At 68.7% G+C, this 26119-nt stretch carries 26 protein-coding genes and 1 pseudogene; 7 read left to right on the forward strand and 20 right to left on the reverse strand.

Annotated features, from left to right (window positions below):
* The first annotated feature begins 70 nt into the window (after positions 1-70).
* Positions 71-1306 carry a serine hydrolase domain-containing protein gene (locus JK358_RS05385; RefSeq protein WP_201944328.1) on the forward strand — a complete coding sequence of 412 codons (1236 nt, stop codon included), beginning with the start codon at positions 71-73 and terminating at the stop codon, positions 1304-1306.
* A gap of 8 nt (positions 1307-1314) precedes the next feature.
* On the opposite strand, the gene JK358_RS05390 is transcribed toward JK358_RS05385, so the two are convergent.
* Positions 1315-2160 carry a terpene synthase family protein gene (locus JK358_RS05390; protein ID WP_201944330.1) on the reverse strand — a complete coding sequence of 282 codons (846 nt, stop codon included), beginning with the start codon at positions 2158-2160 and terminating at the stop codon, positions 1315-1317.
* Between the two features lie 428 nt (positions 2161-2588).
* Between JK358_RS05390 and JK358_RS05395 the strand changes: the two genes are divergently transcribed.
* Together JK358_RS05395 and JK358_RS39855 are read left to right on the forward strand one after the other, a co-directional pair.
* Positions 2589-3563, forward strand: coding sequence for a terpene synthase family protein (locus JK358_RS05395; protein ID WP_201944331.1), 975 nt, complete (start codon positions 2589-2591; stop codon positions 3561-3563).
* Between the two features lie 69 nt (positions 3564-3632).
* Positions 3633-4619, forward strand: coding sequence for a helix-turn-helix domain-containing protein (locus JK358_RS39855; protein ID WP_201944341.1), 987 nt, complete (start codon positions 3633-3635; stop codon positions 4617-4619).
* Here JK358_RS39855 and JK358_RS05405 read toward each other — a convergent pair.
* The 4 genes and pseudogenes from JK358_RS05405 to JK358_RS05420 form a co-directional block, all read right to left on the reverse strand.
* Positions 4567-4983: a hypothetical protein gene (locus tag JK358_RS05405; RefSeq protein ID WP_201944343.1), complete on the reverse strand. Its 417-nt coding sequence runs from the start codon at positions 4981-4983 to the stop codon at positions 4567-4569. The two genes, JK358_RS39855 and JK358_RS05405, sit on opposite strands and share 53 nt — an antisense overlap.
* 23 nt (positions 4984-5006) lie before the next feature.
* Positions 5007-5861, reverse strand: coding sequence for a helix-turn-helix domain-containing protein (locus JK358_RS05410; RefSeq protein WP_201944345.1), 855 nt, complete (start codon positions 5859-5861; stop codon positions 5007-5009).
* Positions 5862-5927: 66 nt separating this feature from the next.
* Positions 5928-6680, reverse strand: a complete 753-nt coding sequence (locus JK358_RS40270) for an IclR family transcriptional regulator (RefSeq protein ID WP_201944347.1) — start codon at positions 6678-6680, stop codon at positions 5928-5930.
* Positions 6681-6698: 18 nt separating this feature from the next.
* Positions 6699-6917 (reverse strand): annotated as a pseudogene (locus JK358_RS05420) (WhiB family transcriptional regulator); the annotation flags it as partial.
* Between the two features lie 249 nt (positions 6918-7166).
* On the opposite strand from JK358_RS05420, the gene JK358_RS05425 reads away from it, so the two are divergent.
* Positions 7167-7712: a hypothetical protein gene (locus tag JK358_RS05425; RefSeq protein WP_201944351.1), complete on the forward strand. Its 546-nt coding sequence runs from the start codon at positions 7167-7169 to the stop codon at positions 7710-7712.
* Positions 7713-7721: 9 nt separating this feature from the next.
* Here JK358_RS05425 and cbiE read toward each other — a convergent pair whose 3' ends face one another.
* Together cbiE and dprE2 are read right to left on the reverse strand one after the other, a co-directional pair.
* Positions 7722-8957 (reverse strand): precorrin-6y C5,15-methyltransferase (decarboxylating) subunit CbiE, encoded by a 1236-nt coding sequence (gene cbiE / locus JK358_RS05430; protein ID WP_201944353.1) that lies wholly within the window; start codon positions 8955-8957, stop codon positions 7722-7724.
* On the reverse strand, positions 8954-9715 hold the full coding sequence (dprE2, locus tag JK358_RS05435; RefSeq protein ID WP_201944360.1) for a decaprenylphospho-beta-D-erythro-pentofuranosid-2-ulose 2-reductase: 762 nt from the start codon (positions 9713-9715) through the stop codon (positions 8954-8956). The genes cbiE and dprE2 overlap by 4 nt, the downstream gene beginning before the upstream one ends.
* Before the next feature lie 63 nt (positions 9716-9778).
* Here dprE2 and JK358_RS05440 point away from each other — a divergent pair, with 63 nt between their 5' ends.
* Together JK358_RS05440 and JK358_RS05445 are read left to right on the forward strand one after the other, a co-directional pair.
* A complete protein-coding gene (locus JK358_RS05440) occupies positions 9779-10195 on the forward strand; it encodes a PPOX class F420-dependent oxidoreductase (protein ID WP_201944362.1) in 417 nt (138 codons plus the stop codon).
* A gap of 111 nt (positions 10196-10306) precedes the next feature.
* Positions 10307-11455, forward strand: a complete 1149-nt coding sequence (locus JK358_RS05445; protein WP_201944364.1) for a serine hydrolase domain-containing protein — start codon at positions 10307-10309, stop codon at positions 11453-11455.
* Between the two features lie 59 nt (positions 11456-11514).
* On the opposite strand, the gene JK358_RS05450 is transcribed toward JK358_RS05445, so the two are convergent.
* Positions 11515-12642: a M24 family metallopeptidase gene (locus JK358_RS05450; protein WP_201944367.1), complete on the reverse strand. Its 1128-nt coding sequence runs from the start codon at positions 12640-12642 to the stop codon at positions 11515-11517.
* Positions 12643-12706: 64 nt separating this feature from the next.
* Here JK358_RS05450 and JK358_RS05455 point away from each other — a divergent pair, with 64 nt between their 5' ends.
* Positions 12707-13678, forward strand: a complete 972-nt coding sequence (locus JK358_RS05455) for a 5'-3' exonuclease (RefSeq protein ID WP_201944369.1) — start codon at positions 12707-12709, stop codon at positions 13676-13678.
* A gap of 24 nt (positions 13679-13702) precedes the next feature.
* Here the strand turns inward: JK358_RS05455 and JK358_RS05460 are convergent, their stop codons facing one another.
* The 12 genes from JK358_RS05460 to JK358_RS05515 all read right to left on the reverse strand — a co-directional run bounded on the left by JK358_RS05460 (position 13703) and on the right by JK358_RS05515 (position 26061).
* Positions 13703-14104, reverse strand: a complete 402-nt coding sequence (locus tag JK358_RS05460; RefSeq protein WP_201944371.1) for a hypothetical protein — start codon at positions 14102-14104, stop codon at positions 13703-13705.
* Between the two features lie 158 nt (positions 14105-14262).
* Entirely contained in the window at positions 14263-15000 is a 738-nt protein-coding gene (locus JK358_RS05465) for a DUF4333 domain-containing protein (RefSeq protein WP_201944373.1), read from the reverse strand.
* 112 nt (positions 15001-15112) lie between these two features.
* Positions 15113-17806, reverse strand: coding sequence for a DEAD/DEAH box helicase (locus JK358_RS05470; protein WP_201944375.1), 2694 nt, complete (start codon positions 17804-17806; stop codon positions 15113-15115).
* Positions 17807-17809: 3 nt separating this feature from the next.
* Positions 17810-18799, reverse strand: a complete 990-nt coding sequence (gene tatC / locus JK358_RS05475) for a twin-arginine translocase subunit TatC (RefSeq protein WP_201945185.1) — start codon at positions 18797-18799, stop codon at positions 17810-17812.
* Between the two features lie 102 nt (positions 18800-18901).
* On the reverse strand, positions 18902-19171 hold the full coding sequence (tatA, locus tag JK358_RS05480) for a Sec-independent protein translocase subunit TatA (protein WP_201944376.1): 270 nt from the start codon (positions 19169-19171) through the stop codon (positions 18902-18904).
* An 85-nt stretch (positions 19172-19256) separates the two neighbouring features.
* On the reverse strand, positions 19257-20282 hold the full coding sequence (locus JK358_RS05485) for a 2-dehydropantoate 2-reductase (RefSeq protein ID WP_201945186.1): 1026 nt from the start codon (positions 20280-20282) through the stop codon (positions 19257-19259).
* Positions 20283-20311: 29 nt separating this feature from the next.
* A complete protein-coding gene (locus tag JK358_RS05490; protein WP_269811749.1) occupies positions 20312-21316 on the reverse strand; it encodes a helix-turn-helix transcriptional regulator in 1005 nt (334 codons plus the stop codon).
* 74 nt (positions 21317-21390) lie between these two features.
* A complete protein-coding gene (locus JK358_RS05495) occupies positions 21391-22383 on the reverse strand; it encodes a helix-turn-helix transcriptional regulator (RefSeq protein WP_201944378.1) in 993 nt (330 codons plus the stop codon).
* A 324-nt stretch (positions 22384-22707) separates the two neighbouring features.
* Positions 22708-24066 (reverse strand): Pup--protein ligase, encoded by a 1359-nt coding sequence (gene pafA / locus JK358_RS05500; RefSeq protein WP_201944383.1) that lies wholly within the window; start codon positions 24064-24066, stop codon positions 22708-22710.
* Positions 24067-24251: 185 nt separating this feature from the next.
* Complete coding sequence (gene prcA / locus JK358_RS05505; protein ID WP_201944390.1) at positions 24252-25025, reverse strand: proteasome subunit alpha; 774 nt, start codon at positions 25023-25025, stop codon at positions 24252-24254.
* Positions 25022-25870 (reverse strand): proteasome subunit beta, encoded by an 849-nt coding sequence (gene prcB / locus JK358_RS05510; RefSeq protein ID WP_201944402.1) that lies wholly within the window; start codon positions 25868-25870, stop codon positions 25022-25024. Before prcB ends, prcA begins: the two co-directional genes overlap by 4 nt.
* Complete coding sequence (locus tag JK358_RS05515; protein WP_201944403.1) at positions 25867-26061, reverse strand: ubiquitin-like protein Pup; 195 nt, start codon at positions 26059-26061, stop codon at positions 25867-25869. The genes prcB and JK358_RS05515 overlap by 4 nt, the downstream gene beginning before the upstream one ends.
* Positions 26062-26119 lie beyond the last annotated feature (58 nt).

Here is a 26119-nt window from a genome sequence, read left to right on the forward strand (position 1 = left end):
GGCAGGTCACAAGGTCGACGGCGAGTGCGGGCGATTGCGGTGCGGAATGGCGCGACCCTATATTGACGCGATGAGCATTGTCGCTTCGGTTCCGGTCGGCGAAATTCCGTGCGGTCCAGCAGAAATCGATCTTCCCGTCGGTGTCAGCGGATTCGCGACGGCACAATTCGCACCGGTCGTCCGAGTATTCGAGCGGATATTCGCAGGGCGAACCGGGCACGGCGGGGCTCTCACGGTCTACCGGCACGGCGAGCGTGTGGTCGATCTGTGGGGCGGTTCCGCCGACGCCGCGGCGACGCCGTGGGCCGAGCACACCGGCACCATTGTGTTCTCGGCGACAAAGGGTATGGCGGCCACCGTGATCCACCGGCTCGCCGATCGCGGCCTGCTCGACTACGACGTGCCGGTGGCCGAGTACTGGCCCGAATTCGGCAGGGCGGGAAAGGGTTCCATCACGATCGCCGAGGTGCTCACGCACCGGGCGGGGCTGTCCTCGGTGGGCGCGGTCGCGGGCTCGCTGGAGGAGATGCTCGATCATCGGCTCATGGAGCAGCGCTTGGCCGCGGCCACGCCGGATCGCAGCCTGGGCAGGCCGATGTATCACGGCCTGACCCAGGGCTGGCTGCTGTCCGGTCTGGCCCGCGCGGTCACCGGGCAGGGCATGGCCGAACTGTTCCGCGAGGAGATCGCGAAACCCCTGGGGACCGACGGGATCTCGCTCGGCCGTCCGCCCGCGGGCAGCCGGGTCACGGTCGCGGAGACCGTCGGTGACGCCCATGCTCTCGCCCGCTATCCGGCCGTGCGCACCCTGGCCGGAATCGTCACGCGCCCCTCACGTCTCGCGATCGCGGTGCTGCGCAGCGTCTACCTCCCCGGTATCGAGACCACCTTCTCCGGCGCCGATCGCGCGTTCCTGGACTCGGAGATCCCCGCGGGCAACGGCGTCGCCACGGCCCGGGGGCTGGCGACAATGTACGCGCCGCTGGCCGGTGACGGGGTCGCCGCCGGGCAGCGCTATCTGTCGCGGTCGACCGTGCGGATGATTCGCCGGATCGAAACCTGGCGGCCCGACGCCGCCACCCTGATGCTGTGGCATCTGGGCTACCACAGCATGCCGCAGCCCGGGGCGCTGCGCGGTTTCGGCCACCTCGGGCACGGCGGATCGGGTGGGTGGGCCGACCCCGGCAGTGGACTCGCCGTCGGCTTCGTCCACAACCGGATCTCGACCCCCCTGCTGGCCGCCGATATGACGCTGCTGATGCGCCGGCTGCTCCCGGCCGTCGTCAGCGCGAATCGGAGGGTGTAGCGAGCCGGTCAGGCCGCCGTCGCGGGCAGGGTGTAGCGGGCGCAGAGCTTGGTCCACGCGTAGTTGCCGTGTACCCACTCGCGCAGGCTGTAGGCCACCCGGCGTTCGGCGGCGTCGAGTTCGGGCAGGTCGACCAGTTCGGCGATCTGGGCGGCCTGCTGGTCGAGCAGCCGGGTGTACAGGTCGACGATATCGTCCAGGGCGGTGGACAGCGTGCGGCCCGCGCTCAGCACCGGGACGAAGTTCAGCGAATCCTCCTCCTTGCCCGCGGAATACAGGTCGTTGACGATCGCGCACAGCACCGCGCTGGTCTGCCGGACTTCGCGGAACAGTCGCAGGTTCGCGGGCGAGATCTCACCGCAGGCCAGATCGAGCAGGTCGAACGGGGGGAACAGGCCGATGCTGAGGGTGCGCAGATAGTGGTAGGCCTCCGGGGACGGAGTGCGCGCGGTCTGCCGGTAGGTCATCTCGAACAGGCAGCCGTGGAAGAACATTCGCATGCTGGTTGCGAAGCGGTCCATCCAGGATTCGCCGGCCAGCCGGCGGCACTGGTCGCGGAAGTCGCTGAGTGCCAGCAGATATCGATTGTCGGCGGGCGCCGGGGCGCCGCGCAGAATACGCTCGCAGGTGTCGAAGACCTCCATGGCCTCGGTGGGATCGGTGCCCTCGCCGTACACGTCGTCGAAGACGAACATCCAGCCGATGAGTTTCGCGGCCAGATCCACCACCTCGAGCGGCGCGGCGGGCAGCGCGTAGGCCGCGCACGACCAGCAGCAGGTCTTCTCGAAGTGGCCGCCGGTATCGAGACCGAACCGATGCGCCCACCGAAGTGCCTGCGTTCGAACAAGATCCATGTGTGGGCTGGGAACGACGGTCGCGTGCGGAAGGCATTCGACCGCTGCCATGACCAATTGCATTTGCTTTTGCGATTTCATCCGGCTTACCTCGCTTGCCTGACCGATGCGGGCGAGGTTGCCGGGAGCGAGCGGCGACGACGCGAATCCCTTCGGGTCAACGCAGTCCGCCGTCCTGCAACGCCCACAGAGAGATCTATTGTCTCTCAGGATCATTCACTCGCGAAAGATACCGTCGGCTATCGAAGTTGTAACAACTTTCAACCATCGGCGCAAGCGAATGGCGGAGATGGGTTGCGCCGCTATCGGATTGCGAACGCGCCGCTGCGGACGACAGATGGCGAATCCACCTCCGAGGGTGCGGATCCCGGTTACTCTGAACGAGTCTTCTCCGGCGAACCGGCCGCCCGGCCATCGAGCGGTGCCCCATGAACGAACAAGAACTGCGGCAACTGGAGATCCCCCTTCCGTTCACGCCGCAACGTCACCCGATGAGCGATCGGGCGCAGCGCCATGCCGGCGTCTGGGCGAAACGCCACGGCCTGCTCGAAACCGACGCGGAGGCAACGAGGTTCGACAAACTCGGCTACGGCCGCTTCGCGGCGTACTGGTGTCCCACCGCCAGTTTCCCGGATCTCGTGCTGATGGCCGAATGGATCACGCTCTTCTTCTTTTTCGACGATCTGCAGGACCGCGCCGTGCTCACCGGCAGCGGCCGCGACTACGACGAGCTGCGCCACGACGCCACCCGGATCATTCGCGGCCAGCCGATCGGCGGCACACGGCCGGTGCTGACCGCGCTGGCCGATCTTCACAAACGCACCTCCGCACGCAATTCGGAGATATGGGCGAGGCGCTTCACCCTGAACCTCGAGATCTGGCTGCTCGGTCACGCCCGCGAGAACGGCTTCCGGCACGCCGGACGCACCCCGAGCCCGCCGGAGTACCCGCGCCTGCGCCGCGACGCGTGCACCGTGCTGCAGACCGTCGACCTGGCCGAGATCATCGAGCACACCGAGATTCCCGACCCGCTCTACTACGGCCCCGGCTATCAGGAGATCATCGCCACCACCGCCGACATCATGTGCTGGATCAACGACCTGCACTCGCTGGCCCGGGAGACCGGCTCCGAGGATCCCATCAATATGGTCACCGTGCTGCGCCGCCACCGCGGACTCACGCTGAGCGACGCCGTCGACGAAGTCCGGCGCGCCATCGACGCCCGCGTCCACGACCATCAGAACGCGGCCCGCGACCTCACCGCCGAAATGGACGAACTGCGACTCGGCGCGAATATCCGCCACGGCATCCTGCGCTGCGTACGCGACTGCGGCTCGGCCATCGCCGGAATGGAATCCTGGGACCGCACCGACACCGTGCGATTCAGCACCGCCACATACTGATCGCCGACCGCACCGCGTGGTTGGCGCGAAAACCAATTGCTGAACGGTTGGTGGTGGGAAGATACGCGGGTGGAGAAAGCCCTTGTCGGCTCAGTCGAGGTCAGCTCCTCGTCGACCGTTTCACCACGTCAGGCGTTCGAGCAGTGGGAAGCGCTGATGGCGGACGCGGTCGCGCCGTCACAGATCGCCCCGCTACACGACGGTCGCTGGAGCGGAAAGATGGTCACCGCGCAATTCGACAACTTCGCGGTGTCGCGAATGCGCGCCAGTGCACAACGGGCCTTGCGGACAAAACGACTGGTCGATCAATCCACCGAGGAGTTCCTGCTCGTCAATATCGTTACCAGCGGCACCAATTGGACCGAGCAGAACGGCGTCACCGCCGAATCCAGCGCGGGCACCATCACCTTCTTCGACAGCGGGCTGCCGCTCGAGAGCAACACCACCGACGACGCCGAATCCACCATGGTGCGCGCGCCCATCCAGCTCATCCTCGACCACACCGGGCTGCGGCGCGAGGAACTCCCCACCGCCTTGGCCCTGCCCACCACCGGCGCGCTCGGCGTCATCGCCGGATTCTTCCGGCAACTGGTCAGCCTGCCCACCGGCGAATTGGACCGCGCCATCACCGTTCTCGGCAACGACGCGGCCGTCATGCTGGGCTCGGCGGTACAGCTCGCGGCCGCCGACACCGCCACGACCGCCGGCGCGGCCGACGCGCTGTGCACCCGACAGCTGGTGCTCGGCTACATGCGCCAGCACTGCACCCGGCCGGACCTCACGGTCGACGAGATCGCCCGCGCCTGCCTCATCTCGCGCCGCACCCTGTACCGGGTCTGCGAGGGCTTCGGGGAACCCGGGGCGATACTGCGCCGTATGCGGGTCGAGCATGCGCGGAAACTGCTGCGCGCCAATCCCACCCGCGCACTCGCCGCCATCGCGGCCGACTCCGGATTCGCCACCGACCGGCACTTCTATCGGGCGTTCCGGGAGGAGACCGGGTTCACGCCGGGTCAGCTCCGGGAACAGCTCGGCCGGCGGCCGGGAGCGCACTAGCCCGGAAATGGCGGCGGGAGGCGCGCGGCAGCCACAGCAGGGTGAGCACCGCGAGCGACAGCGCCCAGCCGGCCAGCAGGGCCAGGCGGACGCCGCTCTCCGGGAACAGGATCCAGACGACGAATCGCCCGGCGAACTGACAGCCGAGCAGCACCGTGATCGTGACGCGCGCCCACCCGCAGCCCGCCAGGATCGGCAGCAGCAGCGCGGCGTAGACGGGTGCGCCGAGAAGATGGTAGACGGTGCCGACATTCCAGCCGGTCGGCGGAATCACCAGCACGATCAGGTGATTGATCGCGTGGATCGCGATACCGGCCGCGGCGAGACGCACGGTTACGGGGGCCATCGAATCGTCCCTTCCCACAAGGATTTCCTTCGCCCAGGAGGCTAGGAGGGCACGACCACCGATGTATTGGATGAAAGGGACATGGCCTGGTGGAAGCGGGCCGGGGAGGTTCCGGCGTAGCGCTGGAAATCGCGGGTCAGGTGGGACTGGTCGTAGTAGCCGAGCTGATCGGCCAGCTCGCCCAGATCCGGCGCACCGCCCGCCTCGGCCGCGGTGAGCCGGGACAGTGCGGCCGAGAATCTGGCCAGGGACGCATACGATTTCGGCGACAGGCCGATATGGTCGCCGAAGCGGCGCGCGAAATGCCGACGGCTCCAGCCGATTTCCGTGGCCAGCTCGGTGATCGACGCCCTGCCCCGGCTGGCCCGCAGCCGGGCCACGGCGGCCGCCACCACGGGATCCGGATCAGCCTCGGCGCTGCGCGCCCGTAGAAAGTCGGCTATCAGCGCGAAACGCTCGTCCCAGCACGGCGTCTCGGCCAGCCGCTCCACGAACCGCTGTGCCTGCGGCCCGAACAGATCAGCCAGATCCACGGCGCCGTTGCGGAACTCCGACAGCGGGACACCCAGCAGCCGCCGCGCCGCCAGCGGACCCAATTGCAGCTGCGCACTGCACATCCGGCCGGAATGCGTGGCCACCCCGCCGCGATCGTGCATACCGATCACCAGCGCCGCCGGTCCCCTGCTCAGACCGTTGACCGTGCCCGCCATGGCGAACACGATCTTCACGGTGCCGCCGGGAATCTTCCTGCGCCGCACCGGTTCCGCCTCGACGACATCGAAACCGAACGCGCGCAACACCCCCAGGCCCGCGAACCCGGTGGGCGGCGCGTGCCGGACGTGCCCGGCGTTCACCTGAAAGACGCCCCGCACGTCAAGCATCCGGCCGGTATCCATCCGACCAGGGTATCCGGGCGGCAGGCCGAGCGGGGCCGCGCCGAAACATGCGGCCCGCATCCGCGCTCACCTCGGCCCGGATTCCAGTTCGAGCTGGATCTCGGCGCCGGCGGAGCGCAGGGCGGACACCGTGTCCGGGCCGACGCCGCCGTGCAGCGCGAGGATCGACAGTGCGGCGATCACCCGGCCGTCGCCGCCGCGAATCGGTACGCCGGCGGCGGTGGCCCGCTGGCGTTCGGAGCGCCAGACCGCGAAGCCTCGGCGGCGAATCTCGTCGAGCCGCAACCCCAGTCCGTCCGGATCAGGCGACGCGGCCTTCGCGTCCGGGTGGCGCAGCCGGGACAGATACGCCGCCCGCACCGGCTGCGACGCGTACGCCAAGAGGACGAGGCCCGACGCCGAGGCGTGCAGCGGGACCCGCATCGGGAGCCGGATATCGCGGGGCAGCACGCCGACCGCGAGTTGCCGGGCGACGAACAGCACGTCGCCGCCGTCGCTCACCCCCAGGTGCACGGGGTGACGAAAGGTGTTGTGCAGCTTCGCCATCACCGGCAGGGCCGCGTCCCGCAGCGGCTGTACCGGTGCGGCGCGCACGGCCACCTCCCACATGCGGACGCCGATCCGGACCCGCTTCGCGGCGTCCCGGCGCAGCCAGCCGTGTTCGGCCAGCTCCGCGACCAGCCGCGAGACCGTCGGCGGGGACATGCCGGTGCGGTGCGACAGTTCGGTCACCGTCAGTTCCGGCTCCTCGGCGGTGAAGGCGCTCACCAGCCGGACAGCGCGGGAGATGGTGCTCTCCCCATTCGAATTCTTTGCCACAGAGGCGGTTCCCGGCGTTCAGCCGTGTCCGAGGCCGGGCTGCCGCCCCTCGCCCCGGTGCCGTTCGCGCGGGGTCAATCCACCCCAGATGCCGAATCGGTGATCGTGTGCCAGCGCGTAGTCGAGGCATTGCCGGCGGACGTCGCACTGTGCGCAGATGCGTTTGGCCGCGCGGGTGGACTCGCCCCGATCGGGGAAGAACGCGTCGGGATCGGTTTCGGCACACAGTGCTTCGCGATGCCATACCGGATCGAGGAAACTCACGTCTGTTGCCATCGCTTCCCAGCCACCCCACTTTCAGCAAATATTTAGCTAACTCCGCTCGAGAATGGTCGAACCCGGCGGCGAACGGAAGTCTTTGTGACCGGCGCCACAGTTCTGATCTTGGTGGTACCCACCCGGGACCGGTTGCAATCATCGGAAGCCACACCGACTCTCGGCCCACGGTTGCGACCGGGAAACACGCGGATTCGGCACACTCGCCCGATGGGCATCCACGGAACCGCGGTGATCGCCGATACGGCCACACGCGCCGAGGCGGAGGTCATGCGCGCGAACCTGAGGAGGCTGGCCGTCGTCACCGTCGACCGCTGCGTGCTCACCGAGCCGCATCCGGTCAGCAATCTCTGGCGAGCCTCCGGGTTCCTCGAGCTGTCGGTGGTCGAGATGGTGGGCGCGGACCTGTTCCAGGGCGTACGCGACGCCAGGGTCGTGGTGGCCGACGATCTCGGCAGTGCCGGGGCGGTGTGGTCCGGGTGGCGGGTCGCGGAGTTCCGGCCCGAGATCATCTACCGCAAATACCTCCCGCCGCCGGGCGGGTCCGGGTCGCACGAGCTGGCCGCGCACGATCGCACCGATGTGGAATCCACCATCGAGCTGGCCCGCGCATGGAATGCGGATCCGGTGCAGATCCACCGCGTCGCAGCCTCTTTCGGCACGGATGGCCAGGCGGCGAGCGGCCCGGGCGACCGCTTCGCACCGTGGCTGGCCGCACTCGGACTCACCTGGCCCGTGCCCCTCCGGCAGATCTGACCGGCCGGGCTATTCCGGCTTCGCCACACTCCACTGCGTGACCGGCAACTGTGGCCGCCACGAGGTGAAATCGCCCAGCGGTTCGGCTCGATAGACCTGGTACCGGCGCAGCGAACCACCGTACGCGGCAGCCAGATTCGTCAGCAGCGCCTCCGACTCGGCCGTCACCGCATTGGCGACCAGGCGGCCGCCGGAACGCAGACGCGCCCAACAGGATTCGAACATGCCGGGCTGGGTGAGACCGCCGCCGATGAAGACCGCGTCCGGCGCGGGGAGACCGGCGAACGCCGCGGGGGCCGCGCCCCGCACGTCGATGTGCGGGACACCCAGCGCGGCCGCGTTCTCCGCGATCTGCTTGCGGCGGCTCTCCGCGCGCTCGAAAGTCACGGCGCGGCAGGCGGAATGGGTGCGCGACCATTCGATGGCGATGGTGCCGGAACCGCCGCCCACATCCCACAGCAGTTCACCGGGAGCGGGGGCGAGGGCGGCCACCGTGAGGATGCGGATCTCGTACTTGGTGAGCTGGCCGTCGCCGCTGTAGATCCCGTCGGGCAGGCCCGGCAGGCGCGTCAGACGCGCGGCGGAGCGATCGGCCACGCAATCCACGGCGACGAGGTTCAGAGCGTCGCCGGGCGGCAGCTCCCAGCCGGCCGCCGGGGCGCTGACCGCGCGTTCCGCCGCGCCGCCCAACTGCTCCAGCACGGTCATGCTGGATGCGCCGAACCCGTTGCGCGACAGCAGTTCCGCCAGCTGAGCGGGAGTGTGCTCATCGGAGCTCAGCACCAGCAGGCGGCGGCCGTGCGCCAGTTCGGGCAGCACGGTTTCCAGGCGGCGGCCGACCGCGCTCACCACGGGGGTCTCGGCCAGCGGCCAGCCGAGGCGCGCACAGGCCAGCGCGGCCGAGGAGGGCTGCGGCAGCACCCGCAGGGCGGGCGCGCCCACCAGGCGGGCCAGGGTCACGCCGATACCGAAGAACATGGGGTCGCCGCTGGCCAGCACGCACAGACGACGGCCCGACAAGCCTTGCAGCAGTGCGGGAAGCGCCGGAACCAGCGGCGACGGCCAGGCCCGCCGGTCGGCGCGGGTCGCGTCACCGGGCACCAGCGCCAGCTGACGGCCGGAGCCGAGCAGGACCTCCGCGCCGCCGATCGCGCGACGCGCGGGCCCGCCCAGGCCGTCCCAGCCGTCGGCGCCGATGCCGACCACCACGATCGGCGACTCCGCGGGCCAGGACACCGGCGTCATCGCGGCATCCGCCGCCAGATCGACTGCGGCACAACACGCATCGCCAGGAACATCAGTTTCAGGGCGCGCGGCACCACGACAATGCTCTTGCGGCGGTGCAGCCCGGCCACCACGCCATCGGCCACCTGCGCGGGCGTGCTCGACAGCGGTGCGGGCTCCATCCCCTCGGTCATCCGCCCGATCACAAACCCGGACCGCACCAGCAGCAGGTGAACTCCGCTGCCGTACAAGGCATCCTGCAGTCCGGTCGCGAAGCCGTCGAGACCGGCCTTCGCGGACCCGTACACGTAGTTGGCGCGCCGCACCCGCACCCCCGCAATGGAACTGAACACCACGATCTGCCCATCCCCCTGGGCGCGAAGGAGATTCGCCAGACTCGTGAGCACATTCACCTGCGCCACATAGTCGGTGTGCACCACGGCCACCGCATGGGCCGGATCCTGTTCCGCCCGAGCCTGATCCCCCAGCACCCCGAACGCCAGCACCGCCACCCCGATCCGCCCGTGCTCGGCGACGATCTTCTCCAGCAGCGGCTGATGACTCGCCAGCTCGTCGGCATCGAATTCGACGGGATACACCGCGCTCGCCCCGGCGGCCTCGAGCTCGGCCCGCTGCGGACCCAGCTCACCGCTGCGACGCGCGGCCAGAATCACCACACGCCCCGGAGCCAGCCGGCGCGCCACCTCCACCCCGATCTCGCTGCGCCCGCCCAGCAGCAGCACGACGCCCGCGTCGACATCCCGAGAACCCGATCCCATGCCCCTCATCCTGCCATCGCGCCGGATCATCGCCGCGTCGGCCGGGTTGCTAGCGTCATCGTCATGCCCAGTACCGAACTCTCGCCCGCGGCCACCGAATTCGTGACCGAACGCCACCTGGCGACCCTCACGACCCTGCGCGCAAACGGCACCCCGCACGTCGTGGCGGTCGGGTTCACCTGGGATCCCGAAGCCGGGATCGCCCGGGTCATCTGCGACGGCGCCTCGGTCAAGGTCCGCAATGTGCGGCGCTCCGGCTACGCGGCCGTCAGCCAGGTGGACGGGGTCCGCTGGCTCACCCTCGAAGGTCCAGCCGAGGTGCTCGACGACCCGGTATCGGTGGCCGCGGCGGTCGAGCGGTACACCGGGCGCTACCGGACCCCGCGCGAGAATCCCACCCGCGTGGTCATCGCCATCAAGGTCGCGCGGGTACTGGCCAGCAGTTCGCTGAAGAAGGATCCCGCGCCGCAGCACAGCTGATCGCATCGCGCACTCGGCCCTCCCGCAGGCACAGCACCTGCGGGAGGCACCGATGAATCCGGGACGGGGACATCGTCTACCCCCTGACAGCACTATGCGAAGGGATCGGCCATGCCCGGATTGCACGAGTTCTTGGAAGCGTATGTCCGGAAGGGAGCGCTGCCGGGAGCGGTCGGTCTGCTCGCCCGAGGGGATCGGGTCGAGGTCGCGGCGGTGGGATCCGCGCATGCCGATGGGTCGGTTCCCATGCGACGGGATTCGATCTTCCGCCTCGCCTCGCTCACCAAGCCGGTCACCGCGGCGGCGCTGCTCATGCTGGTCGAGGATCGGCGGTTGGCGCTCGATCAACCCGTGGACGAGTGGCTGCCGGAACTGGCGAATCCGCGTGTACTGCGTGATCCGGGCGGGCCGCTCGACGACGTGGTCCCGGCAGCGCGGCCGATCACCGTATTCGATGTGCTGACCTCGCAGGCGGGGTTCGGGTTCGCGTCCGACTTCGCCTCCCCGGCCATGCGGGCGCTGCGCACCGTGCAGCACGACGGACGGGAACCGCAGCGCTTTCCGCCCGCTGACCGGTGGCTGGGCGAGCTCGCCCGCATCCCGCTGCTGGGGCAGCCCGGCCGATACTGGCTCTACGACACCTCGTCCACGGTGCAGGGCATTCTCGTGGCGCGGGCCTCCGGCCGACCCCTGGGGGAATTCTTCGCCGAACGCGTCTTCGAACCACTCGGCATGCGCGACTCCGGATTCACCGTGCCGCTCGCCGACCGCGACCGGTTCACCAGCTATTACCGGCAGACGCCCGAGGGGTTCGCACTGGCCGACGGACCCGACGGCCAGTGGAGTACCGAACCGGACCTGCCGCTCGGCAACGGCGGGCTCGTGGGCACCGCCGACGATCTGCTCGCCTTTCATCGCATGCTGCTCGCCGAGGGCGTCGACGCGGCGGGACAGCGTGTGCTCACCAGCGAATCCGTGCGGCTGATGCGCACCGACCACACCACTCCCGCCTCCCGGGCGCTCGGCGGCCTGTTCCTCGAGGGGCAGGGCTGGGGTTGCGGCGGCTCGGTCGACATCGCCGTGACCGAGCCCTGGCACGCGCCCGGCCGCTACGGGTGGGTCGGCGGAACGGGCACCTCCGCCTATCACGAACCGGGCAGCGGGCGCATCGACATCGTGCTCACCCCGGTCGCCGTGGACAGCCCCGTGCCCGCCGACTGGCTCCAGGAGTTCTGGCGCTTCGCCGCCACCACCGACTGACGACACTCGGCCCCCGGCAGCGCGCCCAGGGCCCACTCGTCGTCAGAGCCGCACTGTGTTCAGAGCTGGGTGAGACCGTGCGGCCGCTTGTTCATGGACTCGCAGCCGTCCTCGGTCACCACCACGATGTCCTCGATGCGCGCGCCCCACTCGCCCGGGAAGTACACGCCCGGCTCGATGCTGAACGCCATCCCGGGCTCGAGCACGATGTCGTTGCCGGACACGATGTAGGGCTCCTCGTGCACCGACAGTCCGATGCCGTGCCCGGTGCGGTGCACGAAGAACTCGCCGATTCCCGCCGCCGTCAACAGATCTCGCGCGGCGGCGTCCACCGATTCGGCGGTCACCCCCGGCCGCACCGCCGCCACCGCGGCAGCCTGCGCCTTCTCCAATTCCGCGAAGTGCTCGGCGATTTCAGCGCTCGGCTCACCCAGCACATAGGTGCGCGTGGAGTCGGAGTAGTACCCCGGCTCGACCGGCCCTCCGATATCGACCACCACCACGTCACCGTCCTCGATGACGCGATCCGACACCTCGTGATGCGGATCAGCCCCGTGCGGCCCACTGCCCACGATCACGAAAGCCGCTGCGGTATGCCCTTCTTCGAGGATGGCCGCCGCGATATCGGCCGCCACCTCCGCCTCGGTCCGCCCGGCCCGCAACCACTCCCCCATCCGGGCGTGCACCCGGTCGATGGCCGCACCGGCCCGGCGCAGGCCGTCGATCTCACTGGCGTCCTTGATCATTCGCAACTGCCGCAGCACCGGCGTCGCCGAAACCGGCAGCGCCCCCAGCTGATCCGCGATGGGCAGCAGATGCAGCGCGGGCATGGCGTCGTCCACCGCCGCCCGCGCCCCCGCGTTCAGCACATTGCGCACCAGCCGATAGGGATCCACCCCGTCCACCCAGTCCACGATCTGCAACCCCAGCTCGCCCGCCGCCGAATCCTTCAGCGAGGCCAGCTCCAGCTTGGGAATCACCACCGACGGCGTTTCCCCGCTCGCCGGAATCACCAGACAGGTGAGCCGTTCGAACGACTGCGCCCGCGACCCGATCAGATACCGAAGATCCGCGCCCGGCGTGATGAGCAGGGCATCGAGATGCGCGTTGCGCGCCAACTCCGCCGCCCGCTCCAACCGCGCCCCGTAGACCTCCGCCGCGAACCGTGACTCGTCATGAGAGCTCATGCCATCCGACGTTACCCGCCGGGGTGCGCGCGGGTGTCGGGACGGGGCGGTAGCGTTGCGGGTCATGAGCACCCCCGCTGCCGGTCCGCTGCTGCTGCTCGATGGAGCCAGTCTGTGGTTTCGCGCGTTCTACGCCATTCCGGAGAAGATCACCGCGCCTGATGGGCGGCCCGTCAATGCGCTGCGGGGGTTCACCGATATGGTCGCGGCGCTGACCAAGCAGCATGCGCCGAGCCGGTTGGTGGTGTGCCTGGATCTGGATTGGCGGCCGCAGTTCCGGGTGGATCTGCTGCCGTCGTACAAGGCGCATCGGGTGGCCGAGGATCAGAGTGCGGTGGCTGCAGACGGTTTCGAAGCCGAAGAGGTGCCGGATACCCTGACGCCGCAGGTCGACATGATCATGGAGGTGCTGGAGGCGGCGGGGATCGCCACCGCGGGGGCCGAGGGGCTCGAGGCTGATGATGTGATCGGGACACTCGCCACCCGGGAGCGGGACAGCGAGGTGATCGTGGTCAGCGGGGATCGGGATCTGCTGCAGTTGGTGCGGGATACGCCGCAGCCGCCGGTGAAGGTGTTCTACGTGGGGCGCGGGCTGGCCAAGGCGGAGCTGTGGGGGCCCGCCGAGGTGTCGGCGAAATACGGTGTGCCGCAGGAGATCGCGGGGCCCGCCTACGCCGATATGGCGACGCTGCGCGGCGACGCGTCCGATGGGTTGCCGGGTGTGGCGGGGATCGGGGACAAGTCGGCGGCACAGTTGATCTCCAAGTTCGGGTCGGTGGAGGCGCTGCGGGCCGCGGCGGCCGATCCGGATTCGGATCTCGCGAAGGGCGTGCGCGCGAAACTCGTTGCGGCCGACGATTATCTGAAGGCGGCCGCGCCGGTGGTGCGGGTCGTCCAGGATGCCGAGGTGGAGCTGTCTGGCGCGGATCTGCTGCCGTACACACCCGCCGATCCGGAGCGCTTGCAGGCGCTGGCGGTCGCGTACAACGCGGAGAGCCCGGTCAAGCGGCTGGTGACGGCGCTGGCCAAACGCTGAACCCGCCGAGCGGGCCGAGCGCGGTCACAGCGGCCAGGTCTCGGGTGTCCCGTTCAGGTCGATGATCTCCGCTTCGGAGAAGCGGTTACCGGGCTGCACCACCTTGCGCAGGGTGATGTGGGTGGGACCGGTGGCCACGCCACCGGTCGCGCAGTCGGGCTGACAGGTCTTGCGCAGCTGGGTGGCCTCGCCCTCGGCGGTGTCGGGGCCCCAGCTGGTCCAGTGGATGTCCTTGACCCACAGGCCCGCGTCGCCACAGGCCAGCAGGAGTTTGTCCGGACGCACCACCTGTTCGTAGGGGTAGGTGGCGCAGTTGGTGACCACCGGATCGGTCACGGCGACGGCCATGGGGGCCGACGCGACGGAGGTCGCCACGCCCAGGGCCAGGATCGAGCCCCAAACGATTTCGCGGGCAACGGTATTCATCTCGCACCCCCAATACTCACCAGAACAGACTCATCACCACGGTACGCGCCCCCGCGATCTTCGTACCGGAAACGCGCGGAAAACTGCTGGTCACGAAATGAATCGAGCGGTGCCGCCCGCACCGGGCAGCACCGCTCGACCGTCGTTGCGCGCCGAAATCAGCTCGGACGACCGACCTCGTAGGTCCCGTCATCCTTGGTGATCTTGATGGTGACCTTCTTGGCCTCGCCACCGACCTTCAGCGTGCACTCGAAGGTCTTGTCCACCTCGACCTTCTGGCCGGACGGGCAGCTCACCTCCTGCACATCCTCGATGCCGTAGGAGTCCTTGAGCACCTTCTGCACGCCGGTCTGCACGGCCTTGTTGTCCAGCTGATCCTTGGCGGTCACCCAGACCACGCCGCCGATCACCGCGGCCAGCACGACCACGGCCGCCAGCACGACGCCGATGATCAGACCGGTCTTCTTCTTGGCGGGCGGCTGCTGGCCCGGCTGCGGCCAGCCCTGACCGGCCTGCTGCTGATTCCAATCCGGCTGACCCTGCTGCGGCCACTGCGGCTGCGACTGCCCCCACTGCTGCGCCGTCGGCTGCTGCGGCTGCGACTGCTGACCCCAGTCGGGCTGACCCTGCTGCGGCCACTGCGGCTGACTCTGCCCCCACTGCTGACCGGGCTGCTGCACCGGCTGCTGCGGCTGGCTCTGCCCCCACGGCTGCTGGCCCGGCTGCTGCTGATCGCCCCACTGCGCGGTGGGCTGTGCGGGCGGCTGCTGGCCACCCCACTGCTGAGTCGGTCCGGCGCCGCCGGGCGCGGGCTGACCGCCACCCCACTGCTGCGTCGGATCGTTGCGTCCCTCCCCAGTTCCTGGGGCGTCGTTCGGTCCGTACGGGCCGCTCATCTGCTTGCCTCCACTCGCAATCCGTTGTACCTACGCTAGACCCCCGAGAGGGGACACGCTCGTGAACCCTCCGCGGTCGGTACGTCAAAGAATCAAAGCACAGTCGAATTCACTACGCGGCGTCCACCGCGACGACACCCCGCCGGATGGCCCGCACCGCCTTGGCCGCGGTACCCGCCACCTCCACATCGTCGGCGGTGCTGTGAATCTGATCGAGCAGATCGATGACCTGCCGGCACCAGCGCACGAAATCGCCCGCCGACAGCGGATTTCCACGATCACCACTGGCCAGCAGGGCGTCGGCCAGATCCTGACCGCCCGCCCAGGAGTGGATGCCGGTGACGAATCCGAGGTCGGGTTCGCGGGTGGGTTGCAGACGATGCCGGGACTCGTCGGCCCGCAACTGCGTCCACACGCCGATGGTGGCGTCCACCGCCCGGCGAATCGGCGCGGTCGGGCCCGAAGCACCGAGATAGCCGCCCTCCTGGCGGGATTCGTACACCAGGATGGAGACCACGGACGCGAGCTCGGCCGGACCGAGCCCCTTCCACAGGCCCTGACGCAGGCACTCCGCCACCACCAGATCGGTTTCGGCGTAGATGCGCGCCAGGCGGCGGCCGTCGGTGGTGACCTCACCGTCGTCCACGTATCCGCGCTCCTCGAGCAGGGCGAGGATCCGGTCGAAGGTGCGGGCCAGGGAGTTCGTGGTCGCGGCGACCTGCTGGCGCATGGACTCGGTCTCGCGCTGCACACGGTTGTAGCGTTCGCCGATGCGCGCCAGCTGTTCTCGATCCGGGCGCGAGTGTGCGGGATGGTTGCGCAGCGCGCGCCGCAGACTCTGCAGTTCGTGATCGTCGGCGGCCTTGGCGCGCGGGCCACCGCGCCGGCCCCGGCCGGGCGGATGGATACCCAGGTTGCGCAGCGACGACGCCAGATCGCGGCGGACCCGCGCGGTCCGATGGTCGACGTGGCGCGGCAGCCGGAGGTGACCCAGCGATTCGGCCGGTGTCGGGAAGTCGGCGGCCGAGACCCGGCCCGCCCACTTGTCCTCGGTGAGCACCAGCGGACGCGGATCACCCGGTGTCGCATCGGGTTCCAGGATCACCGCGAGGCCCTGGCGGCGGCCGCTCGGGATCGCCACCACGTCACCGCGGCGCAGGGCGGTGAGGGCGGCCACCGACGCCGCGCGGCGGTCGGTGCGGCCCTGGCGTTCCAGGCTGCGTTCGCGTTCGCGGATGCGTTCGCGCAGGCCGAAGTACTCCAGGAAATCGTCATCGCCCATCTGGGAGCGCAGTTTCCGGAGCTGGCCCTCGTTGCGTTCGATGCCGCGCACCAGACCCACGACCGACCGGTCGGCCTGGAACTGGGCGAAGGACCGCTCCAGCAGCGCGCGCGAATCCGCCGCACCCATGCGATCGATCAGATTGATCGACATGTTGTAGCCCGGCCGGAACGAACTGCGCAGCGGATAGGTGCGCGTGGAGGCCAGACCGGCGACCGCGCTGGTGTCCACATCCGGATGCCACAGCACCACCGCATGACCCTCGACATCGATGCCGCGCCGCCCCGCCCGCCCGGTGAGCTGCGTGTACTCCCCCGGCGTCAGTTCGGCGTGCGTCTCGCCGTTGAACTTGACCAGCCGCTCCAGCACCACCGTGCGCGCGGGCATATTGATACCCAATGCCAGTGTCTCGGTGGCGAATACGGCCCGCACCAGCCCGCGCACGAACAGATCCTCGACCGCGTGCCGGAAGGCGGGCAGCATACCCGCGTGATGCGCCGCGAACCCGCGGTGCAGCGCCTCGCGCCACTCCCAGTAGCCGAGCACCTCGAGATCGCTGCGCGGCAGCTCCCCGGTGTGCTTCTCGATGATCGCGTCGATCTCCTCGCGATTCTCCTCGCGCGTGAGATCCAGCCGCGAGCGCACGCACTGGGCAAGCGCCCCATCACATCCCGCGCGGCTGAAGATGAAGGTGATCGCGGGCAGCAGCCCCTCCTCGTCGAGGCGGGCGATCACCTCCGGGCGCGGCATGGGCCGGAACATGCGCCGCGGCCCGCCCCGCCGCCCCGGCACCGCCCACCCGTCCAGCCGATCGGTGGACTCCTTGTGCTTGATGTAGCGCACCAGATCCTCGTCCACGAGGACCTTCTGATCACTGGACTTGGCGTCGAACAGATCGAACATGCGCCGCCCGACCATGACGTGCTGCCACAGCGGCACCGGCCGCGTCTCGTCCACGATCACCGCGGTATCGCCGCGCACCGTCTCCATCCACGCACCGAACTCCTCGGCATTGGAGACCGTGGCGGACAGGCTCACCAGCCGCACCTCGGGCGGCAGATGCAGGATGACCTCCTCCCACACCGCGCCCCGGAACCGGTCGGCGAGGTAGTGCACCTCATCCATCACCACATACGAAAGCCCCTGCAGCGCATCCGAACCCGCGTACAGCATGTTCCGCAGCACCTCGGTGGTCATCACCACGACCGAGGCATCCGGATTGATCGACTGATCCCCGGTGAGCAACCCCACCGACTCCCGCCCGTACCGCGCGGTGAGATCCGCGAACTTCTGATTCGACAGCGCCTTGATAGGCGTCGTATAGAAGCACTTCCCACCCGACCCGAGCGCCAGATGCACCGCGAATTCCCCGACCACCGTCTTGCCGGCGCCGGTGGGCGCACACACCAGAACGGAGTGCCCGCCTTCCAGCGCCTCACACGACTGCCGCTGGAACGGATCCAGCTCGAACTTCAACTCGGCGGCGAATGCCGCCAATTCGCCAATGAGCGACTTTGATGTCACTCGTCAGAGCGTATCGGAGTAATCCGACACGGCTCGCGTTGTTTTTTGCGGTGGTGTCGCGCCGACCGGTTCCGGTGTGGCTACCGGGGTCGCGAGGTCGACCGGGGTCACGCCGTCGACGCCACTCGGGCCGCCGATCGGGGAGGCTTCCTCGTCGGACAGGTTGGCCCAGTTCTCGGCGTTGCGGGCCTTGCGCTTGTCGTTGAGGCGCGCGATCTGCACGGCGAGCTCGAACAGGACCGTCAGAGCCAGGGCGAGGGCCAGCATGGAGAAGGGGTCCTGCGGGGTGACAATGGCCGCGAAGACGAACATGCCGAAGATCAGACCGCGACGCCACTTGACCAGCTTCTCGTAGGTCAGCACACCTACCGCGTTCAAACCCACTACCAGCAAAGGGGTTTCGAAGCTGACGCCGAAGATGATCAGCAGCTGGATGATGAAGCTGAAGTACTCGGCGCCGCTGAGGGCGGTGATCTGGGCGTTGGAGCCGACGGTGAGCAGGAAGCTCAGGGCGTGGGCGACGATCACGTAGGCGAGCACCGCGCCCGCCACGAACAAGGTCGAACCCGCGATGACGAAGGAGAGCGCGTACTTGCGCTCCTTGGCGTACAGGCCGGGGGTGATGAACGCCCACAGCTGATACATCCACACCGGGCAGGCCATGACCACACCCGCGGTGATGCCGACCTTCAAACGCAGCATGAACTGCTCGAAGGGTGCGGTGGCCAGCAGGCGGCAGGCGCCGTCGGCGCTGAGCTGTGCGCGGGCCGAGGCGGGGAGTTCGCAGTACGGGCCGGTCAGTACTTCACCGAGGCTCGGCAGGCCGAAGAAGGAGTGCGAGTACCAGATGAAACCGAACACCGTGGTGACCGCGACGGCCGCGATCGAGATGAGCATGCGCTTGCGGAGCTCGTGCAGATGCTCCACCAGCGACATGGTGCCGTCGGGATTGGTTCGCCGCCGGCTGCGCCGGGGATCGAACGGAATGCGCATACGCATGTGTGTGTTTGTGCCTCGCTGCGAGTGAACGCCCCGGTCCTGGACAACGCATCAACCGGGGCGAGCGTCGTGCTCACCCCGGGTCCAGCGGCGGTGTCAGGCCTTGGTCGTGTCGACGTTCGGCTGCGGCGCGGCGGCCGGGGTGACCGGCGGCTGCGCGGCGGGCAGCTGCTGCGCGGCCGGAGCCTGCGCGGGGGCCGCGCCGGTGGCCGGCTTCTCGTCGGTGTGCATCTCGTTCATCTCACTCTTGAGAATGCGCATCGAACGGCCGAGTCCCCGGGCGGCGTCGGGCAGCCGCTTGGCCCCGAACAGCACCAAGAACAGCACCGCAATGATGATCCAGTGCGTCGCACTGAGTGAACCCATCGAAAACCTCCAAAGACTGTGGTCAGTCCGATGCTACCGGAACCGCATACATCGAACTATTTGTCAACGGCCGTTTGCCGGTCGTTCACTGGCCGCTGGATCGGGCCGCGGCCTCCAGCTGCGCCAGCAGTTCGGCTCCCGACCAGGTGCGACGGTCACCGTTCTCCGCCGCTGTCACGAGTTCGATCAGGCGGCGGTTCACCGGCGTGGGCAATCCGACCATCTCACCCAGGCTCACGATTTCACCACAGAGCCAAGGCATCTCGGTCTTGCGGCCTGCCGCCAGGTCATCGGCCATGGACGAGCGCGCCACCGGATCGATGGCCAGGATTTTGCCCGCCACCCGCCGGAACACCCCGTCGGGGACGGTGAGCAGCCGCACCATGACCTCGGGCGGCAGTACGGTCAGCCGGGCCGGGCGGATCCGCGCCCGCGTCATGGCCGCCAGCGCTTCACGCTGGGTCAAGGCCAGGCAGCGGCGGTAATCCCGATTGGACAGCTCCTCGCGCAGCGGACGGCCCGACAGCGCGTTGATCGGGTTGTTCAGGTTGAGCAGCAGCTTCGCCCACTGCACCGGCAACAGGTCGGGGATGCGCTGCACGTCCAGGCCGGACTCGCGCAGCATCGGTTCGAAACGATCCAGCGCCGGATCATCGGCCACCTCGACGCCGCCCGCGGTACCGCGATGGAAACGGCCCTCCCCGTGCTGCACGACATTGAACATGACCATGCCCGCCAGCACCACGCAGGCGGGCAGGATCTCCCGGATCACCGCATCGTTGCCGATACCGTTCTGCAGGCTCACCACCACCGTGCCGGGTTTCAGCTTGCCCGCCAATTCGTTTGCCGCCGCGGCGGTATCGGCCGATTTCACGGTGATCAGCACCAGATCCGCGTCGGCCGCGCCGGTCGGATCGGTGGCGGTATGGAAGGCCGTCGCCGCCACCCGCTCGTCATGACCGTGCAGATCGGTGAGGCGCAGACCGTGCGCGGAGATCTCGTCGAGGATGCGCGGGCGGCCCACGAAGGTCACCTCCGCGCCCGCGGCGGCGAGCCTGCCGCCCACGAACACGCCGATACTGCCCGCGCCGAGCACCAGTACGCGCGGCATCGCACCCGACGCCGCAGTGGAACCAAAGGTCAAGCGGGACCGACCTCCTCGAGACCGTTCAGGGGAAAGACCGCCGCGGAACCCGCGTCGGCGGCGAGCGCGGAGTAGGCGGACAGCGCCGCACCGGAGCGGTCACGCACGGCGGTCACCAGTTCGGGCGGGCCGAGCACGGTGACGCCGGAACCGAAGCCGAGCAGCAGGCGCGCCATCCAGTCCAGGGTGGCGAAGCGCATGGTGGCCTCGATACCGCCGTCCGGGTGGGTGGTCACCTTGTGCATGGGGTACTGCTCCAGCACCCAGCCGTAGTCGGCGCGAATCAGCAAGCGCGCCAACGGGACCGCGGGGCCGTCGACGAACAGGTCGAGGGCGGAGGTCTCGTCGGCGGCGGCCTCGGCGGGCGGGCGCGCCGGCTCGTCGAGCTCGGTGGCCTCCTCGATGCGGTCGAGGCGGAACAGGCGGACGCCCTCGGCCTGACGGCACCACGCCTGCAGGTAACTGTTGTTGTCCACCAGCACGATTCGGATCGGATCCACCACCCGTTCGGAGACCACATCGCGGCTGGCCGAATAGTAGACCAGGCGCAGGGCGTGATCACGCTCGAGGGCGGAGCGGACCGTGGACACCGCCGGAGCCTCGACGGGAGCGGGGACCACCGGGCCGGTGAATTCCCTTCCGGAGATGGCGGATTCGATTTTGGCGATGGCCGAATGCGCGGCGCTCGGGTCCACCATGCCGGGCAGGTCGGCGATCGAGCGCAGCGCCACCAGCAGGGCCGTGGCCTCGGTGGCGGTCAGGCGCAGCGGGCGGTCGATACCGGCGGAGAAGGTGACCTCGATGCTCTCTTCGGAGAACGACAGGTCGATCAGATCACCCGGGCCGTACCCCGGAAGTCCGCACATCCATAGCTGATTCAGGTCGGTCATCAGCTGCTTGGTGGTGACGCCGAGCTCGGACGCCGCCTCCGCCGCACTGATACCGGGGTTGGCCTGGAAGTACGGGACCATGTTCAGCAGTCGCGCCAACCGTGTCGACAAACGGCTGTTGGCCGCTGCCGCACCACGCCGCTCCTTGGCGCCGTCCGAAGCGCGAGCGCCATCGCCCTGCTTGCTCACGCCGGGACCTCCGTCCGTTCCAGCACCGACTCCAGCCGGGCAATCACGTTGTCGCGCAGTTCTTCCGGCGCGAGGACGAGGGCGTCCACGCCGAGACCGGTGATGAGGCGCGCGAGCCAATCGCGCGAGCGCACCGGCACTTCCACGATCGAGCCCTTGCGGCCGCCGATCTCACGGTCCTCCATGGTCGCGCCGAGGCGGCGGATCTCCTGGCCGCGGCCCTCGGCGACCCACACCGTGGCCGAACCGGTGATCGGGGACTGCGAGGTCACCTCGGCGACCAGCGCGCGCAGGTCGACGTCCTCGGGCTTGTGCACGGCATTGGCGGGACCGTACTCGACGACGTCCTCGCCGATGCGGGAGATGCGGAAGACGCGGGTGGCGTCGCGGGCATTGTCGTGCCCGGCCAGATACCAGCGGCCGTGATGGGTGACCACACCCCACGGCTGCACGTCTCGCTCGACCGGATCGCCGTGCGATTGCCGATGCCGGAACTTGACCGACCGCCCGGCATCGATGGCTGCCAGAAGCTTGCCCAGCACCGGTTCCGACCCCCGGGTGCGCGCCGGCACCGCGGGCACGGAAGCCACCGCGGCCTCCGGCTCCACGTGAATTCCGGCCGCCTTCAACTTCATCAGCCCGCCCTCGGCGGCGGCCGCCAGCTCCGGGGACTCCCACAGCTGCACCGCCACCGCGACCGCGGCGGCTTCCTCACTGGTCAGATCGATATCCGGCAGCTCGTACGCATCCCGGTTGATCCGGTAGCCCTCGGCACCCGAATACCGGCTGACCGGACCGATTTCCAGAGGAATGCCCAGATCGCGCAGCTCGTTCTTGTCCCGCTCGAACATGCGGCTGAACGCCTCATCGCTCGCGGACTCCTCGTACCCCGCCACACTTTCCCGGATCCGCTCCGCGGTCAGGAATTGCCGGGTGGACAGCAGCGCGATAACCAGATTCATCAACCGCTCGACCTTGGATATCGCCACCCGTTAGAGAGTAGTGCGCCCCGCAACCGGACGTCGTGCGACCCGGGTCACGAGTCGCGAATCCGCCCTCGCGGACCATCGACTCCAGGACCGGCGCGCCCGTGCGCGCGCGGGCATGGCCCCGGCCCACCGCGAATACGAGGGGCCAGACGGGCCCATTTCAATGAGTCCCGGCGGGCCGGGACGCAGAGCGGGCCGCGAATCCCGAGATTCGCGGCCCGTGCTTCGGGGGCCGGGGCGGGCTCCTGACACCCCTGCCCGCCACCCTGCTCCTGGGGGTTCGGGGGCGAAGCCCCGGAGAATCCCCAAGAGTCGGGTTCCACCTCACATGGAGGCGATGAGCCGATCCACGCGCTCGTCGACCGAGCGGAACGGGTCCTTGCAGAGCACCGTGCGCTGCGCCTGATCGTTGAGCTTCAGGTGGACCCAGTCCACGGTGAAGTCGCGACCGGCCTCCTGGGCGGCGGTGATGAAATCGCCGCGCAGTTTGGCGCGCGTGGTCTGCGGCGGGGTCGTCACCGCGGCGTCCACGGCCTCGTCCTCGGTGATCCGCTTGGCCAGACCCTTGCGCTGCAGCAGGTCGAAGACGCCGCGGCCGCGCTTGATGTCGTGGTAGGCCAGATCCAGCTGGGCGATCTTGGGATCGGACAGCTCCATGTTGTAGCGGTCCTGGTAGCGCTGGAACAGCTTGCGCTTGATCACCCAGTCGATCTCGGTGTCGACCTTGGCGAAGTCCTGCGCCTCGACGGCGTCGAGGGTGCGGCCCCACAGATCGACGACCGCGTCCACCTGCGGGTCGCGATCGCGGTTGCGCAGATGCTCGACGGCGCGGGCGTAGTACTCGCGCTGGATATCGAGGGCGCTGGCCTGCCGTCCGCCCGCCAACCGCACCGGACGCCGCCCGGTGAGATCATGCGACACCTCGCGAATGGCCCGAATCGGGTTGTCCAGCGCGAAGTCCCGGAACGCCACCCCGGCCTCGATCATCTCGAGCACCAGCGACGCCGTGCCGACCTTCAGCATGGTGGTGGGCTCGGCCATATTGGAGTCGCCCACGATGACATGCAGCCGCCGGTACTTCTCGGCATCGGCGTGCGGCTCGTCACGCGTATTGATGATCGGCCGGGACCGCGTGGTCGCCGAGGACACGCCCTCCCAGATGTGCTCGGCGCGCTGCGACAGGCAGAAGGTGGCCGCCTTCGGCGTCTGCAGCACCTTGCCCGCACCACAGATGAGCTGTCGCGTCACCAGGAAGGGCAGAAGCACATCGGAAATCCGCGAGAACTCCCCCGCACGCACCACGAGGAAATTCTCGTGACACCCGTACGAGTTTCCCGCCGAGTCGGTGTTGTTCTTGAAGAGGTAGATATCGCCCCCGATACCCTCTTCCGCCAACCGCTGCTCGGCGTCTATCAGCAGGTCCTCCAGGACGCGCTCACCGGCGCGATCGTGGGTGACGAGCTGCACCAAGCTGTCACATTCGGCCGTAGCGTACTCCGGATGGGAACCGACATCGAGGTAGAGCCGGGCACCGTTGCGGAGGAACACGTTCGAACTACGGCCCCAGGAAACCACCCGGCGGAACAGATACCGGGCCACCTCGTCAGGGCTCAACCGACGGTGACCGTGGAACGTGCACGTCACCCCGAATTCGGTCTCGATCCCCATGATTCGTCGCTGCACATCTTCGACATTACAGCTCTGAAGTGCTCAATAAGGGCGCATGTGAGCAGCCCGTGCAAACGTATTGGCAACGATTTCGCACGGGTTGCAACGTCGCACCCCGTGTAGCCAGCGAAAAAGAAGGCCCCTTCGCACTCTCCTATGCGGAGTGCAAAGGGGCCTCGTCCCGAATATCGGGATGTGCCTTAGGGATTGGAGGGATCCCCGGCGCCGGGCTTGTCGGCTTCGGCGTCCGTCTTGGCGGTGCCGGCCTTGCCGGTGATGATTTGCTGGAGGGCTGCGCCCTGGATGCGGCGGAAGGCGCGCCGGGGGCGGGCCTGTTCCAGGGTGGCTACCTCCAGGGAGGCCACGCCGATGGTGCGTTTTTCCTTGTCACCCTCGGGGGCGGCTTTCTGCAGGGCCGCGGTCGCCACGGTGATGGCGGAGTGCAGGTCCAGGCCGGGCTTGTAGGAAGCCTTGAGGGCGGTGACGATCGGGTCGGTGTTGCCGCCCATCACCACGAATTCCCGTTCGTCGACGATGGATCCGTCGAAGTTGATCCGGTACAGGACCGAATTGGCCTCCTGCTCCGGATATCCCACCTCGGCGACGCAGATCTCCACCTCGAAGGGCTTGAGCTGGTCGGTGAAGATGGTGCCGAGGCTCTGCGCGTACAGGTTGGCCAGGAACCGGCCGGTGACGTCCCGGCGGTCGAACTGGTACCCGCGCAGATCCGCCTGCAGGATGCCGCCGCGGCGCAGGCTCTCGAATTCGTTGTACTTGCCGACGGCGGCGAAACCGACGCGGTCGTACAACTCGCTCACCTTGTGCAGTGTCGCCGAAGGGTTCTCGGCGACGAACACCACACCTTTGTCGTACACGAGCACGATGACACTGCGGCCCCGTGCGATGCCCTTGCGCGCAAGTTCGGTCTTGTCGCGCATGATCTGTTCGGCCGACGCGTAATACGGCAGTGTCATGCTTCGCCGCCCCCTTCAGCCGCCAGCGCGGAACGCTCGCTCACGATCGTCCGCGTGATCTCCTCGAGCTGTTCGTCGGTGACCTCCACCGCGCCCTCGGCGTCGATGGCGACCGCGGTCGGGTAGATCCGGCGCATGGTGTCCGGACCGCCGGTGGCGGTGTCGTCGTCGGCGGCGTCGAACAGGGACTCGACCGCGATGCGCAGGGCCTGGTCCTGGTCGATGCCGCGACGGTAGGTCTTCTTCAGCGACGACTTGGCGAACAGGGAGCCGGAGCCGACCGCGGTGTAGCCGAAACGCTCTTCACTGCGGCCGCCGACCACGTCATACGAGATGATGCGGCCGGATTTGTCCGGATCCTGGGCGTCGGGGTCGAAGCCGACGAGCAGCGGAACCACCGCCAGACCCTGCAGGGCGGCGGGCAGATTGTCGCGCACCATCTTCGACAGCTTGTTGGCCTTGCCGTCGAAGGTCAGGGGCACGCCCTCGATCTTCTCGTAGTACTCGAGCTCCACCGCGAACAGGCGGATCATCTCGATCGCCATGCCCGCGGTGCCCGCGATACCGGCCGCCGAGAAGGTGTCGGTGATGTACACCTTCTCGATGTCGCGGCTGGCCAGCAGATTGCCCTGAGTGGCTCGACGGTCGCCCGCGATCAGCACGCCGCCGCGGAAACTGACCGCGACGATGGTGGTGCCGTGCGGCGCGAGATCCGACGGCACCGGAGCACCGTCGGATCCGAAACCGTTGCCCGGCAACAGTTCCGGCGCGTACATCCGCAGATATTCGGAGAAGGAGGAGAGGGCGAACCCCGTCTGGAGCCGCAGGGGATCACCTGGTGTCACTGGCCGCCCTTCTGAACGTACGCACGCACGAAGTCCTCCGCGTTCTCCTCCAGAACGTCGTCGATCTCGTCGAGCAGGTCGTCGGTTTCCTCAGCCAGTTTCTCGCGCCGTTCCTGACCGGCGGCGCCTGCGCCCTCGGGGCCCTCGTCCTCGTCGCCACCACCGGTGCGCTTGGTCTGCTCTTGTGCCATAGCAGCCGACCTCCTCTGTGATCATCGGCGAGCTCCGGAGAAAATCCGAAGCTCGTCC

It is taken from the genome of Nocardia acididurans (assembly GCF_016741815.1).
Classification (GTDB): Bacteria; Actinomycetota; Actinomycetes; order Mycobacteriales; family Mycobacteriaceae; genus Nocardia; species Nocardia acididurans.

Coding starts and splice junctions, on each gene's coding strand:
- JK358_RS05385 (WP_201944328.1), top strand. CDS start 71: ATGAGCATTGTCGCTTCGGTTCCGGTCGGCGAAATTCCGTGCGGTCCA.
- JK358_RS05390 (WP_201944330.1), bottom strand. CDS start 2,160: ATGGATCTTGTTCGAACGCAGGCACTTCGGTGGGCGCATCGGTTCGGT.
- JK358_RS05395 (WP_201944331.1), top strand. CDS start 2,589: ATGAACGAACAAGAACTGCGGCAACTGGAGATCCCCCTTCCGTTCACG.
- JK358_RS05410 (WP_201944345.1), bottom strand. CDS start 5,861: ATGGATACCGGCCGGATGCTTGACGTGCGGGGCGTCTTTCAGGTGAAC.
- JK358_RS05425 (WP_201944351.1), top strand. CDS start 7,167: ATGGGCATCCACGGAACCGCGGTGATCGCCGATACGGCCACACGCGCC.
- cbiE (WP_201944353.1), bottom strand. CDS start 8,957: ATGACGCCGGTGTCCTGGCCCGCGGAGTCGCCGATCGTGGTGGTCGGC.
- dprE2 (WP_201944360.1), bottom strand. CDS start 9,715: ATGGGATCGGGTTCTCGGGATGTCGACGCGGGCGTCGTGCTGCTGCTG.
- JK358_RS05440 (WP_201944362.1), top strand. CDS start 9,779: ATGCCCAGTACCGAACTCTCGCCCGCGGCCACCGAATTCGTGACCGAA.
- JK358_RS05445 (WP_201944364.1), top strand. CDS start 10,307: ATGCCCGGATTGCACGAGTTCTTGGAAGCGTATGTCCGGAAGGGAGCG.
- JK358_RS05450 (WP_201944367.1), bottom strand. CDS start 12,642: ATGAGCTCTCATGACGAGTCACGGTTCGCGGCGGAGGTCTACGGGGCG.
- JK358_RS05455 (WP_201944369.1), top strand. CDS start 12,707: ATGAGCACCCCCGCTGCCGGTCCGCTGCTGCTGCTCGATGGAGCCAGT.
- JK358_RS05460 (WP_201944371.1), bottom strand. CDS start 14,104: ATGAATACCGTTGCCCGCGAAATCGTTTGGGGCTCGATCCTGGCCCTG.
- JK358_RS05465 (WP_201944373.1), bottom strand. CDS start 15,000: ATGAGCGGCCCGTACGGACCGAACGACGCCCCAGGAACTGGGGAGGGA.
- tatC (WP_201945185.1), bottom strand. CDS start 18,799: ATGCGCATTCCGTTCGATCCCCGGCGCAGCCGGCGGCGAACCAATCCC.
- tatA (WP_201944376.1), bottom strand. CDS start 19,171: ATGGGTTCACTCAGTGCGACGCACTGGATCATCATTGCGGTGCTGTTC.
- JK358_RS05485 (WP_201945186.1), bottom strand. CDS start 20,282: ATGCCGCGCGTACTGGTGCTCGGCGCGGGCAGTATCGGCGTGTTCGTG.
- prcA (WP_201944390.1), bottom strand. CDS start 25,025: ATGACACTGCCGTATTACGCGTCGGCCGAACAGATCATGCGCGACAAG.
- JK358_RS05515 (WP_201944403.1), bottom strand. CDS start 26,061: ATGGCACAAGAGCAGACCAAGCGCACCGGTGGTGGCGACGAGGACGAG.